The sequence below is a fragment of the Marinococcus halophilus genome (genome assembly GCF_900166605.1).
Classification (GTDB): domain Bacteria; phylum Bacillota; class Bacilli; order Bacillales; family Marinococcaceae; genus Marinococcus; species Marinococcus halophilus.
This window is the reverse complement of record NZ_FVZD01000006.1, coordinates 545,730-558,873: the sequence shown is the minus strand read 5'-3', so window position 1 is coordinate 558,873 and position 13,144 is coordinate 545,730. Positions and strand designations below refer to the sequence as shown.

Below are 13,144 nucleotides of genomic sequence, written 5' to 3'. Positions count from 1 at the left end.
GCTGGTGATCCTTCGCATAAAGACTCTCATGAGACGACCTCTCCTTGTGGCTTGGTCTGCAGCCGGTTCGACACGCGCTGCTGTTTCGTCCAGAGCTCCTGCACTTCCTGAATGTCATAGCCCAGATCTCGGGACGCCGCGTACAGTACGCTGTGTACTGCCGGTATCAAATCCACTAAACTCCCTACCGCTCGCACAAAGTCCGTATCCGCTTCAAACGCGCCGCCAGGCAAATGATTGTTATACGCTCGTTCTAAGATATGAATGTCTGCAGCTGCTTCCTGGATCTGCTCCTGCATGTTCAGCAGCGTATTGCTAAACCGACTGTTAAATTCTCTCCGAATTGGCGGCATCGCTACCGGCGACAAATTCCATCGATACGAAATGATCTCCAGCAATTCAAAGTCTTTTGTGACTCGCGCCCAGGCACAAAGCAGTTGAATGTTTGGCAATGGCTTGGCTCCTCGTTCCACGGCGGAAATGTAGGATTGGTCGCAGATGCCCATCTTCGTTTCGTTGTAGAGAATGTCTGCGAGCGTGCTTTGGTATAACTCCGCGTTCTCCCGCGCCTGTTTCAACATCTTTCTTACATCATTTTCGTTATAGAGTGTGTTCATCTTGTTTTCCTCCTTTTGGTAATGGCTCACGGCCGGGCATACTAGACTTAGGAAATGCGATCCCACTTGGCGATATCAAACTCCTGGGCTCGTTCTTCACGCTTCTGCTCATCTTTCGGGAACAGCCATTCGATCAGCTGATCTCGATGAATGCGCGGTGTGCTCTCGCCAATCTCTCGCGATACCGGAAAGCCCTCCCGGTGATTTAAGAGTTCGCTGGCTCGATTGGCATTGATGCCAAGAAAGTTCATGAGATCGCGACGGGTCATGACTTCCGGCATTTGCGACTCCAGCTGCATCTGCCGCATAGCTTCCCGCACTTCGGTTTTAATCGCGGTCTGAATGAATTCTTGCAGCATCTCCCGGTCGTTCTTCGCTAGTTCAAATTGCATCCTCATGCTTTGGTCTCCTTACTTAAATAGTTTTCTGGACACGCGGCCGGCGGTTTTGAAGGTCGCCCGGCGTCCAATGCGTTGGATGATTTTGCCCTGGCTGACCGCTCGGACATCAGCCGAAATTTGTATAAATTTGAACAGTAGATTGAGCATTTTTATCCTCCTCAATAACTTTTAACTCATGAAAGACTCCGGTGCTTTCCGTTCGTTCGATTAGTGCTTTGTAAGCTTCCGCCGGCGTGTCGTATTCTTCCATCAAAATGCCCTGATAGTAGGTGCCATAGCGTCGATTCACGCTGATCCACTCCTTAATAAAATTTGAGCTTTCCATTCGTGATTGCAGCTCTGGCAGCGATACATGACTGTTGCGATATGCGGAGTCATCTCTTCGTCCTCCATCGTCCAGTTCCGGTCGCCGCACTGGCTGCATGCTGTGATTTTTGTTTCCATGACGACTCCTTATGATGTTTGTTTATCTTTTTTACACGTTTCGTGACACTCATTTTCAAAAAAAATAGTCCATTCGAATCCAAAAAGGTCAGCTAATTTCTTGGCGTTACTAACCGTGACACCTCTGTCTCCGCGCTCAATCATTGCATATGCATTGCGAGAGATACCTATTTTTTTGGCTACCTCTTCTTGAGTGAGGCCCTTTTGTTTTCTAGTATTCAGTAGCCAGTTTCTCATCCTAATCTCCTTTCCGACACCTTTCGTGTCATTTGCTATCTTAATTTTATTACACGATTCGTGTCTTGTAAACCCTCTTCTTGAAATAAATACACTTTTTGTGTAATAACTTTATTTGACACATTTTGTGTCTATATAATGAGAATAAGTCCATTATGATAGGAGAAAATGTGATGTTAAAAGAAAGACTTTACTCCCTTAGAAAAGAAAGTGGGTTAAACCAGACAGAATTAGCCAAAAAGTTAGGTGTTGGAAGAACAACATATGCAATGTATGAGCAAGGAAGAAGAAATCCAGATTACGATACCCTTTCTGACATAGCAGACTTTTATGGGGTGACAGCAGACTACCTTTTAGGTCGCTCTAATAATCGGAACCTTACTAAGGAACAAGAAGAATTCCAAAAAGGAAAAGCCAATTTCGATGAAAAACATGGACTAAACGACTTGAGCAAGGAATCTCGAGAATTTGCCCGTCGCTATGAGAACCTGACCCAGGAGCAGCGCGACGAAATCGAACGAATCTTGGAATGGGAAGAATATAAGAAAAGTCGAGGTGAATAATTTTGGGGTTATTTGGTAGCAGCAAAAAGAAACAGGAAAAGCGAGAAAAACAGGAAGCTTTTTTCGAGCAGTATGGTTTGAGTTTGGACCGTCTCTTAGGCAGACTCCCCACTGAAAAAGAAATTGCTAAATACGCTGGTGGATCACATTCTATCGTCCGTTATGTTGAACACGTATGTAATGACGACGATTCGATCGTTGCATTCACCCTCGCTAACCATGGCGATGTACATAATATGAAATTTGATGGGGCTTTAGTGTTGACTACCAAAGAAATTTACTTTGTTCACCAAGGACAAGACGGTGTTTTTGAAGAAACAGCTCCATTAGAGAAAATAAAAAAATATCAAGTCGCTCCACACGGATTAGCCAAAAATAAACTTACTTTTTATGCAGGTCGATACAAATATGAGTACCACACTATCGACACTGAAAAAGATGGGAATCCGCTTCTTAATAAATTTAAAGAATTAATAGACAATAAGTCTTTTGAACAAAAAGACATGCAGAAGAAAAAACCTGCTTTTGATAAGTATGCCGAAATCGAACGGATCCACGATATGAAAGAAAAAGGTATTTTAACAGATGAGGAGTACGAAAAAGAAAAAGCAAAATTACTGAAGTGATTCTAGGGGGATAAATTATATGGAAACTAAGAAGAAATGGTACAGGCGTATCCCGGGTTTCCGTTCTGGAAAAAAGCGCAAAATGATTATAGCTTCTTTCTTCTATCTAATGGTGCTTTTAGGACTGACTGGCAACTTGGAGGAAGAACCAGCTAATCCGCAGACTGCCAGCCAATCTGCCGAATCTGCACAAGAAGAAGAACAAGCTGTTGAAGAACAAAAAGACCAAGAAGAAAAATTAGCGCAAAAAAAACAAGAATTAGAAAAGAAAGAAGAAAAATTAGCGGAACAAGAAGACAAATTGAAGCAAGAAGAAAAAGATGCTCAACAAGATGAAGAAAATCAAAAAGATCAATCTTCCGAAGCACAAAACACATCTAATTCTGAAGATAATGAACAATCGTCTGAGCAATCTAATGAAGCTGATGCAAATAGCGAAAAGAAGACTGATAACACCAACGCTTCTGTAACAAACGTTGTTGACGGTGATACGATCGATGTGAATTATAAAGATACAGAAGAAAGAGTTCGACTCATATTAGTTGATACCCCTGAAACCAAACATCCTAATAAAGGCGTTCAGCCCTATGGGCCAGAAGCATCTGAATACACGACAGAGACCTTAGATGGCGAAAAAGTACGATTAGAAATAGGTGAAGAAAAAAGAGATCAATATGATCGGCTGCTTGCTTATGTTTACATTGACGGGGAAAACTTCAATGAAACATTATTACGCGACGGTTATGCTCGTTTATCCGTTTATCCACCAAACACAAAATATCAAAACTCTTTTGAGGACGCTCAATCAAAAGCTCAAGCTGAAGACCTGCGTATTTGGTCCGAAGACAATTATGTAACTGATGAAGGATTTCGAACCACTAGTTCTTCCGAAGAGCAGTCTGAAGAGGATAGTTCTTCTAATGAAGAAAGCAGCGATTCCTCATCTTCAGTGTCAACAGATATGGATTGTGCAGACTTTTCCAGTCAATCCGAGGTAGAGGAATTTTGGGATGACAATGACTACGGGGCAAACAATGACCCTCACAATTTAGATGGAGAATCCGATGGTGACCCTTGTGAATCTTATTTCGATACTTCTAGCGAACCAGCTGAAGATTCTAGTGACTCTTCTTCTGAAAGTGTATATTACGAGAACTGTACTGCTGCAAGAGAAGCTGGAGCTGCTCCAGTCCAAGAAGGAGATCCAGGATACGGAAGTCATTTAGATCGCGATGATGACGGCACAGGTTGTGAGTAATCCTTGTTGTTATTTATTACAATTGGCAGAAATGTAAAAAAGCCCTAACAATTCTTTAGGGCTTTTGTTACACTGTTTATGCGAACAAATGTTCTATAAATAGATATGCCTGGGGTGTTGCTATGTATCCATTCACGTATTTAGAAACTTACATTGAAGAACTTTACTTTTACTATGAGATTTCCAAACGACCTTCTATTGATGATGTAGCCAGGAAGTTAGACCTCCGGGTGATCTTTAACTGTCCTACCTCCTACATCCGAAATGAAATCATTCTTATCGAAACGGGCACGCCTGAAGAAGAATGGGAACACTTTGCTCACGAGCTGGGTCATTACCTTCGTGATAATGGCAGTCGCCAGCTTCTTCCTTTGCAGTACGAGCATTATATAGAGCACAGAGCAGAAAACTTCATGTATCACTTCTGTGTACCCTCTTTTTTGCTCGTACAGGAGGATCTTCCCTTCTGTCGTACGGAAGCGATCCACACAATCATGAAACGGTACGGTGTGACCAAGGCGTTTGCGAAAAAGCGATTGGACATGTACGAACGCAAACTCTTGGAGCTTCACTATTACGAATGAAGGAGTGAAAGCACATGGCGTAATTAATACGCTTTCCGATGGTTTCCTAGTACCTAACGAAAAGCGCCGAAAAAGAATAGAACAAATATGGGTTCGAGGAAGGATGACATTAAATGCGTGGACACATACGAAAAAGGGGAACTAAGTATGCGATTGTGGTCGATGTTGGCTATCATGCGAATGGCAAGCGGAAGCAAAAATGGTTTAGCGGGTACAGTACCAAAGCAGCTGCAGAAAAAGATCTACCGGGCTTGGTTCAGAAGCTCCAGGAAGGCACTTACGTGGAGCCTTCGACCATGGCGCTAGAGAAGTACCTAGAGCACTGGTACAAGATTAAAGTGGATAGCGTGGCTTCGAGCACGGCGAAGCTGTATACCTCCCTCATCCATAAACAGATCGTCCCCTTTATCGGGCACATTCCCATGCATCAATTAAAGCCGATGCATATCGAGAAACTTTATCAAACCCTGCGTAACGAGGAAGGGTTAAGCGGCACTACCGTAAATAAAGTACATGGGCTCTTACGCAAAGCGCTGGATGATGCGTATAAAAAGAATTACGTGATTGATAACGTCGCCCTGAAAGTAGATCCACCGAAACGGAGCGACAAAGAAATGGCATACTGGACCAAAGAAGAATCCCGGCTCTTTCTGGATGCCATAGCCGATGATTCCCACTACCTCTTCTTTTTTCTAGCATTAGCTACGGGGATGCGTCCTGGAGAGATCTTGGGATTGAAGTGGGAAGATGTAGACACTGAAGAACAGCAACTGTACGTACGCCGGACACTGACACGAGACATGGAGTTGAAAGCACCTAAAACGAAAACCTCTCAGCGAGTGATCAGTCTCGATGAACATACGATGTCCGCGTTAAAAAAACATGGACTCCAGCAGAAAGAAATGAAAATGCGAAACAAAAAGATTTATACGGAGCAGGGACTGATCTTTGCTACATCGAATGGCACACCAATCAGTCATCGAAATATTCTTCGTACCTGGTATCGACGGACAAAGCCATTGTTTGAATCAGAGGCGGTACGGCCTATCCGCATGTACGATTTACGGCACACGCATGCGTCGCTGTTATTGAAAGCCAATGTGCACCCGAAGATTGTTAGTGAACGTCTGGGTCACTCGTCCGTTCGCATGACCTTAGACACTTATTCACACGTTATCCCCAGTCTCCAGAAAGAAGTGGCGGAGAAATTCGGCCATGCGTTATTTGGGGAAGGTTAATTCTCGTTAAATTTGTATTAAATAATTAACAGAGCATTATTAAAGCTTAGTTTATGAAGATGATAAGCTAATTTCCTTATGTTATCCTTATAAAGTATTTTATAATTCAATAAAGTTATTAAAGTTTCTCATTTTGAATGATCAAATCGATTAAAACGATTCTTAAACGATTTTTACCGCATGAATCCAGGGTTTTGAGTCAAATTCCTTACGATTCAAAATGATTCTTAAACGATTTTAAAACGATTCTTAAACGATTTTAAAACGATTCTTAAACGATTTTTACCGCATGAATCCAGGGTTTTGAACCAAATTCCTTACGATTCAAAACGATTCTTAAACGATTTTAAAACGATTCTTCACAAATTTGAAAAGGAGTGATGATTCATGCCTTTACCTATAGAAGGACTGACTCTTGAATATAAAACAGCCTCTAAAGATTTGCCGAAAGATTTTTGGAAAACTTATTCATCTTTTGCTAACACTACAGGAGGCCAAGTAATATTAGGCGTAAAAGAAGAACCTAAAGACAATTTTGAAATAGTTGGAGTAGAAGATCCAAACAAAATAAAAAAACAATTATTTGATACTTTACACAGCGATAAAGTAAGTATAGATCTTATAAATGAAGATGACGTAATAATTGATAAGGCTTCAGACGAGAAATTTATAATCACTATCAACATCCCCGAGGCCCATTTCAAGTCTAAACCAGTTCATCTTAACAAACAACTTGGCGAATCCTATATACGTACTCATGAGGGCGACTATAAATGTAGTACAGAGCAACTAAGAAACTTGATAAGAAACGCACACGAAAACATGGATGATCAACTTTTGAATAAGTTTACAATTGAAGATGATCTTGATGAAGATACTATTGAAAACTATAAAAGGAAACTTCAAAAAGGAGATTCTACAAGCCATTATGATATAAAGAATAACTTAGAATTCCTCAAAGAAGTAGGAGCTATAAGAAAGAATAGAGAAAACGGAGAAAACCAATTAACATTCGGTGCATTATTATTTTTTGGCAAATATAATTCTATTAGAGAGGTTGTACCTCATTTTCATTTAGAATATTTAAACAAAAGTGATCCTTCGTATGATCGATGGATAGACAGAGTAGCAAGCGGGGATGTCGGTTATCCAAACTTAAACTTATATAATTTTTTCTTTATTGTTTTAGAAAAATTAAAGCTAACTACTAACCAAGACTTCTCTTTAGATGAAGATTTGAGTAGAACTAGCAACCAGGAAACGGAAGTCGCTTTAAGAGAGGCCTTAGCTAACTCAATTATACATGCAGACTATCAACAAAATTTAGCTGTAAAAATAACTTATTATAATGATCATTACGAATTTGAAAACCCTGGTAAAATGAGAATTTCTGTCGAAGAATTTGCTATGGGAGGTAGCTCCTTTCCTAGAAACTCTATTATAGAACAATTATTTAGAATAATTGGTTATGTGGAGAGATCAGGAAGTGGTGGAAAGAAAATTTTCCAAGCAGCTAAAAGTAAGGATTATAAAACTCCTGACATAGAACAATCGAGTAACGCCACATTGCTTCGCTTTTGGAAAGTCGATACGATACAAGCTTTCCCTTCATTAAGTCAGGAAGAACAGGAAATTCTCACTCTTTTAAAACGCAATAAAGTCATGAATGCTAAGGAGCTAGAAAAATCCACTGGTTTAAATAAAAGTAAAATTATTAATACCTTGAATGAATTACGAAATAAAGAGTTAGTCATTAGAGAAGGTAAAGGAAGAGCTACTACTTACCTTTTCAAAGAAACTAATGTAGAAAAAGTGGCTTCCCTTGGTTATATAACTCGCCAACTTCAAAAAGAGTTCACAAATTAAACAATAGAGTTTTTTATTTTTAACTAAGGTTTGCAGAATGTTTGCAAGTGACCTCTTACCATGTAAATACAAAACGGCGCCGGTTCGATCATAAACTCTCGAACCGGCGCCGTTGACGTATTATGTATGGTGGAGCCTAGCGGGATCGAACCGCTGACCTCTTGGCTGCCAGCCAAGCGCTCTCCCGGCTGAGCTAAGGCCCCATTTTTTGTCGTTGAAATATCAGCCGACAAAAATTATTGTACCCTGTCTGCTTCTGCCTGACAAGCCCTTTTTCATGTTTTATGCAAATTTATAAAAAAGCCAGCCTGCCCACCGGCAGGCTGATTTTCTGCTTACTCTTCATTCAGACGCATTTCAAGCGCCGTCTGGCGTTCTTCAAACCCAGGCTTTCCGAGAAGCGCAAACATATTCTTCTTATATGCTTCCACGCCCGGCTGGTCAAATGGATTGACGCCGAGCATATAACCGCTCACGGCACACGCCTTTTCAAAGAAGTATACGAGGTAGCCGAAATAGTATTCATTCCATTCCGGAATATCAATAACAATATTCGGCACGCCCCCGTCAGTATGGGCAAGAAGTGTTCCTTCAAAGGCCTTCTCATTGACAAAGCCCATCGTTTCCCCGGAAAGATAATTTAAACCATCCAGGTCATCCTCGGTATTTTTTAATTCCAAATCGTTTTCTGCATCCTGAATATGAAGTACTGTTTCAAGCAGATGCCGTCTTCCCTCCTGGATATACTGCCCCATCGAGTGCAGATCTGTTGAGAAGTCAACCGCTGCTGGGAATAACCCTTTGCCGTCTTTGCCTTCGCTTTCCCCGTACAGCTGCTTCCACCATTCCGATACAAAGTGCATGTGCGGCTCATAGTTTACTAGCAGTTCAATAGCCTTACCTTTCTGGTAAGCAGCGTAGCGAATGGCAGCATAGCGATAGGCTGAATTTTCTTTTACGCTCTGAAGCTTGCCTGCCTCCATGGCAGCGGCCGCCCCGTCCATCATTTTTTCCACATCAAGGCCTGCCGCTGCGATTGGGAGAAGACCTACGGCTGTAAGCACGGAATAACGCCCGCCGACATCGTCCGGCACGACGAATGTTTCATAGCCCTTTTCATCAGCCAGCGTCTTTAAAGCTCCCTTGCTTTTATCCGTTGTAGCGTAAATTCTTGAAGCCGCTTCTTTTTCCCCGTATTTATTTTCAAGCCAGTCCCGGAACACCCGGAATGCAAGAGCCGGCTCTGTAGTAGTGCCTGATTTAGAAATGACGTTGACCGACACGTCTTTACCTTCCACCATTTCAAGAAGATCATGCATATAACGTTGGCTGATCTGATGGCCGGCGAAATAAATTTCAGGCCCCTTGCGTTTAGAGGCGTCGATCTGGTTCCGAAATGAATGGCTTAAACTGTCAATGGCCGCCTTCGCACCAAGGTAGGATCCGCCAATACCAATCACAATAAGCACATCCGAATCCTTTTTAATTTTTTCTGCTGCCTGCTGAATTCGTGCAAACTCCTCTTTGTTATATGTATCAGGAAGATCCACCCATCCCAGGTATTCCGAACCGGCACCAGTTTTCTCATGGATCATGCGGTGTGCTGTTTCCACCATTGGCTGCAGCTGCTCGATTTCATGCTCTGATATTTCCTGAGAAATATTTTTACTGTTTACTTCAATTTGCTTTGCCATACTATTATTGCCTCCTTGAAATAGTTTGATCATGTTCGCCCGCATCCATATTTCTTCTTCATTATAAAGAAAAACCAGTACGCCCGCAAAACGTTCTTTCAAGTACCTGTACCCGTTATACGTCCATAAAAAAACCGCCGCTCAAAAGCGACGGTTTTAAAAACAGGTACGATTATTTCCGCACTCGTTTGTTTAAATCAGCCTGGATTTCATTGGACTGCTTCAACCAGTCTTTTAATTTATCTTCAAGAGTGTTGAATCCCTGAGTGTCGTTATTGCTCTGCTGGGCTGGACGGCCGCTGCTTTTGCTTTGGCGAGGAGCCTGGCTCTGTGGGCGGCTTTCACTTTTTTCCGGTGCCGGAAGCGTGTCCCGGATAGAAAGAGAAATCTTTCCTGATTCCTGATCGACGGATTTGATTTTCACCTTAACTTCATCGCCTACCGACAGCGCTTCGTTAATATCTTTCACATAGCCGTGGGCAATTTCAGAAATGTGAACCAGTCCCTGTTTATTTCCGTCGAGCGCAACGAACGCGCCGAATGGTTTAATCCCCGTTACTTTCCCCTCGACGATTGCGCCTACTTCATATTGCTGTACTGACATTCAAACAACTCCTATAACTTTTTATTAACTTTCAAATTATAGCATTATTTTCGGGATTCGGCAATCGATAAACTCGTGGCCTCTTCTTGACAAAAGTCCCGCATGTTCGGTACTTTAAAGGAATAAATTAATTTTAAGGAGGATCCTAACATGAGCCAACCACGTGAACAGTGGGGGACGAGGCTTGGGTTCGTATTAGCAGCAGCCGGCTCTGCTATTGGCCTGGGCGCTGTATGGCGTCTGCCGTATGTCGCAGGAACCAGTGGCGGCGGGGCTTTTTTTCTGATTTTCGTTGCTTTTACACTCATTCTCGGGACCGCTTTATTAATAGCTGAATTTGTTGTTGGGCGCCGTACCCAGAAGCCGCCGGTTCCCGCCTATAAAACCATTGCACCGAATACTCCATGGTTTTTCAACGGTATTATGGGCATGATCTGCGCTATTTTAATTTTATCTTTTTATTCCGTTGTCGGGGGATGGATTATTATTTACTTTGTCCGGAGCCTTGGCGGCCTTGCAAGTGGAGGCACAGACTACGAAGCCCTTTTCGGTTCGATTATTTCCAACCCATGGGAAGTAGGTATCGCTCATCTTGCTTTTATGCTGATTACGATTCTTGTCGTGCAGGGCGGTGTGCGTAAAGGCATCGAACGGACCACCAACTGGATGATGCCTGCACTGTTTATTTTGTTTATCGTGATTGTCATTCGATCGCTCACCCTTGAAGGAGCCGGGGAAGGGATTGCTTTCTTTTTGCAGCCCGACTTCAGCGCAGTGACAGGCACTACAATTCTATTCGCCCTCGGCCAGGCGTTCTTCTCGCTTAGTCTTGGTAACTCTGTGATGGCTACATACAGCTCTTATCTTCCAAAAGAAAAGAGTCTCATCAACTCAGCGTTTTCCATTGTCGTATTAACAATTATTATTTCACTGCTTTCCGGTCTTGCTATTTTTCCGGGAGTGTTTGCTTTTGATATCCCTCCGGATGCCGGTCCAAACTTGATTTTCATTGTACTGCCGGCTGTATTTGAGCAGCTCGCGCTCGGTTCACTATTCTTTACGCTCTTCATGCTCCTGCTTGTATTCGCCACGTTGACTTCGGCATTTTCACTGCTCGAAATCATCGTATCCTCTGTGTCTTATAAACGACCGGACAGTCGCGGCCGGACAGCCTGGATCGTCGGTATATTAATTTTCATCCTCGGCATACCATCGAACCTGTCATACGGCCTGCTGTCTGACTGGCTTATTTTTGGCAACACATTTTTCGATTCAATCGACATTCTGACAAGCAATTTTCTGCTCCCTCTCGGTGCATTGATCGTGTCTCTCTTTCTTCCGTTAAAAATGAAGAAGGCAGATCTTCGTGATGAAGTAATGCGCGGATCCGCAATGGGAAATGGCCTATTCCTTGTTTGGTTTACTGTCATTCGCTATATTGCTCCCGTTGCGATCATTATCGTTTTCATCAACTCCCTTATCGGCCTATTCACAGGAGCCTAAAAAAGCAGCCCGCGGGCTGCTTTTTTAATCTTTATACTGACGTTCGGGAATATGCTTCTCCTGAATAACGCCGCGGTCAATGAAATCGCGGACAAAGCTCCGAAATGATTCCTTGTCATCCGAGTTTTCCGAAAGAGCTTCAATATTGTTCACGAATTTCAACTGGTCATAATCATATTTAAACTGGCCGGTAAACCCGCGTGCAATTACTTTTCCGTAATGCCAGCAGCAGTTTTTATCTTTCGTGTTCAACGCTTTTGATAAAATCACTAACGCCTCAAGCAGGCTGTTTGTCACAACCGGATCATTTTCAGAGTACGAGGCGATATGGCTGAAGGCTGAGTATACATAAAAGGAAAATTCTTCATTCTGCATAATCAGGCGTAGCGTTTCATCATCATCCGTTAAATACGGGGTGAATTTTGTAACTTTGGAAATTGAAAACAAAAGGTCTGTTAATTGGTAAATGGCATCCTGGGCAGTCATGGGCTCATCGTTCCCAATCGACTTGATCGCAATTTCGGTCAATTTCCGGATACCGAATTCCAGGTCCTGCACTTCCGTTTTGCTGTGGCCCAGGTATAAGAACTGACGGAATTTCTGTTCATTGATAGCCATGTCTGCGCTGCTGTCCGTTTTCCAGTATTTAAATAACGTAATTCCTTCCATTACGAAATCACCAACGCGCCGCTCCATTTGAATAACGATCCCATCTTTTCTGGCTTCTCGTATCAGCTTACCGAAATCCACCACCTGGAGGAAACCGGTCCGTTCACTGGCCACTACATGAGCTTCACCGTGCGTTTTTTCGCGAAAAACCCGGTCTGGATCCTGCGGACGGTACGGTTCAAGGTCATACACGAGCGTATTTAAAATACGCAGCTGCGATTCTTCCTTCATAGAATTTGTAATACTTGATACCTGCATCCATTTCGTCGCATGGTTGATAAACAAAATAAAGTTAATAACGGAAATAGAAGTCATTATGACACCGGAGATAGGGAAAATCACGTATTCACTCATGCTTGAATCAAGGAAAAAGAATACAAACAGGAGAAAAAAGAAACATAGGTTAAAAATCCCGATCGAGTGCTGGGTCCTTCGGTCAGCAATAAAGTTAAAAAGCACTCTTGGCGTGAACTGACCCGAAAAGCTCGTCAGCACGACGAGTATCGAGTTAAATGTAAAAGCGTTCAAGGTGAGTACACCCGAGAGCATCGTGCTGTACATCGTCTGAGCCAGACTATATTCAGTCGAAAACACCGGCAGCGAATTGAACGCCGGCTGCAGGCCGAATTCTGCCCAGTAGGCCGCTACGGAAAGTATGGCCGCGAGCATGATGTAAATAGCCGGCAGCACCCACAAGCTCGAGCGTATTTCATACCACTGCTGGCGGTAAGACATGCTCATCATCTGCCGAATTTTTTTCGGCAGCATGCGTCTAATAGCGTTTTTCAATAAATTCATCCTCTCTATACGAACAAAACATACGTATGTAAACCCCAGTGT

15 protein-coding genes and 1 tRNA gene are annotated in these 13,144 nt (G+C 42.7%); 7 read left to right on the top strand and 9 right to left on the bottom strand.

Going from position 1 to position 13,144, the window contains the following annotated elements; all coding sequences use genetic code 11:
• Positions 1-26 precede the first annotated feature (26 nt).
• The 5 genes from B5066_RS08945 to B5066_RS08930 form a co-directional block, all read right to left on the bottom strand.
• Positions 27-617, bottom strand: a complete 591-nt coding sequence (locus B5066_RS08945) for a helix-turn-helix domain-containing protein (protein WP_079475588.1) — start codon at positions 615-617, stop codon at positions 27-29.
• 47 nt (positions 618-664) lie between these two features.
• Positions 665-1,015, bottom strand: a complete 351-nt coding sequence (locus B5066_RS08940) for a hypothetical protein (protein ID WP_079475587.1) — start codon at positions 1,013-1,015, stop codon at positions 665-667.
• 109 nt (positions 1,016-1,124) lie between these two features.
• On the bottom strand, positions 1,125-1,307 hold the full coding sequence (locus B5066_RS08935; protein ID WP_079475586.1) for a hypothetical protein: 183 nt from the start codon (positions 1,305-1,307) through the stop codon (positions 1,125-1,127).
• A complete protein-coding gene (locus tag B5066_RS16680; RefSeq protein WP_179124065.1) occupies positions 1,304-1,462 on the bottom strand; it encodes a hypothetical protein in 159 nt (52 codons plus the stop codon). Before B5066_RS16680 ends, B5066_RS08935 begins: the two co-directional genes overlap by 4 nt.
• Before the next feature lie 9 nt (positions 1,463-1,471).
• Positions 1,472-1,699, bottom strand: a complete 228-nt coding sequence (locus B5066_RS08930; protein ID WP_079475585.1) for a helix-turn-helix transcriptional regulator — start codon at positions 1,697-1,699, stop codon at positions 1,472-1,474.
• Between the two features lie 173 nt (positions 1,700-1,872).
• Here B5066_RS08930 and B5066_RS08925 point away from each other — a divergent pair, with 173 nt between their 5' ends.
• The 6 genes from B5066_RS08925 to B5066_RS08900 all read left to right on the top strand — a co-directional run bounded on the left by B5066_RS08925 (position 1,873) and on the right by B5066_RS08900 (position 7,834).
• A complete protein-coding gene (locus tag B5066_RS08925) occupies positions 1,873-2,262 on the top strand; it encodes a helix-turn-helix domain-containing protein (protein ID WP_079475584.1) in 390 nt (129 codons plus the stop codon).
• Positions 2,263-2,264: 2 nt separating this feature from the next.
• Complete coding sequence (locus B5066_RS08920; RefSeq protein WP_079475583.1) at positions 2,265-2,888, top strand: SHOCT domain-containing protein; 624 nt, start codon at positions 2,265-2,267, stop codon at positions 2,886-2,888.
• A 19-nt stretch (positions 2,889-2,907) separates the two neighbouring features.
• The gene (locus B5066_RS08915) at positions 2,908-4,146 is read left to right on the top strand and encodes a thermonuclease family protein (RefSeq protein WP_079477000.1); all 1,239 of its coding nucleotides are present in this window, start codon (positions 2,908-2,910) and stop codon (positions 4,144-4,146) included.
• Between the two features lie 122 nt (positions 4,147-4,268).
• Entirely contained in the window at positions 4,269-4,730 is a 462-nt protein-coding gene (locus B5066_RS08910) for an ImmA/IrrE family metallo-endopeptidase (RefSeq protein WP_079475582.1), read from the top strand.
• Between the two features lie 113 nt (positions 4,731-4,843).
• Entirely contained in the window at positions 4,844-5,968 is a 1,125-nt protein-coding gene (locus B5066_RS08905) for a tyrosine-type recombinase/integrase (protein ID WP_079475581.1), read from the top strand.
• Between the two features lie 387 nt (positions 5,969-6,355).
• Positions 6,356-7,834, top strand: coding sequence for an ATP-binding protein (locus B5066_RS08900; protein ID WP_079475580.1), 1,479 nt, complete (start codon positions 6,356-6,358; stop codon positions 7,832-7,834).
• 127 nt (positions 7,835-7,961) lie between these two features.
• On the opposite strand, the gene B5066_RS08895 is transcribed toward B5066_RS08900, so the two are convergent.
• The 3 genes from B5066_RS08895 to yugI all read right to left on the bottom strand — a co-directional run bounded on the left by B5066_RS08895 (position 7,962) and on the right by yugI (position 10,132).
• Positions 7,962-8,037 (bottom strand) — tRNA-Ala (locus B5066_RS08895).
• A 132-nt stretch (positions 8,038-8,169) separates the two neighbouring features.
• Positions 8,170-9,528 (bottom strand): glucose-6-phosphate isomerase, encoded by a 1,359-nt coding sequence (locus tag B5066_RS08890; protein WP_079475579.1) that lies wholly within the window; start codon positions 9,526-9,528, stop codon positions 8,170-8,172.
• A 172-nt stretch (positions 9,529-9,700) separates the two neighbouring features.
• Entirely contained in the window at positions 9,701-10,132 is a 432-nt protein-coding gene (gene yugI / locus B5066_RS08885; protein ID WP_079475578.1) for a S1 domain-containing post-transcriptional regulator GSP13, read from the bottom strand.
• Between the two features lie 150 nt (positions 10,133-10,282).
• On the opposite strand from yugI, the gene B5066_RS08880 reads away from it, so the two are divergent.
• Positions 10,283-11,635 carry a sodium-dependent transporter gene (locus B5066_RS08880; protein WP_079475577.1) on the top strand — a complete coding sequence of 451 codons (1,353 nt, stop codon included), beginning with the start codon at positions 10,283-10,285 and terminating at the stop codon, positions 11,633-11,635.
• Between the two features lie 24 nt (positions 11,636-11,659).
• Here the strand turns inward: B5066_RS08880 and B5066_RS08875 are convergent, their stop codons facing one another.
• Positions 11,660-13,093: a DUF2254 domain-containing protein gene (locus tag B5066_RS08875; protein WP_179124064.1), complete on the bottom strand. Its 1,434-nt coding sequence runs from the start codon at positions 13,091-13,093 to the stop codon at positions 11,660-11,662.
• Between the last annotated feature and the right edge of the window lie 51 nt (positions 13,094-13,144).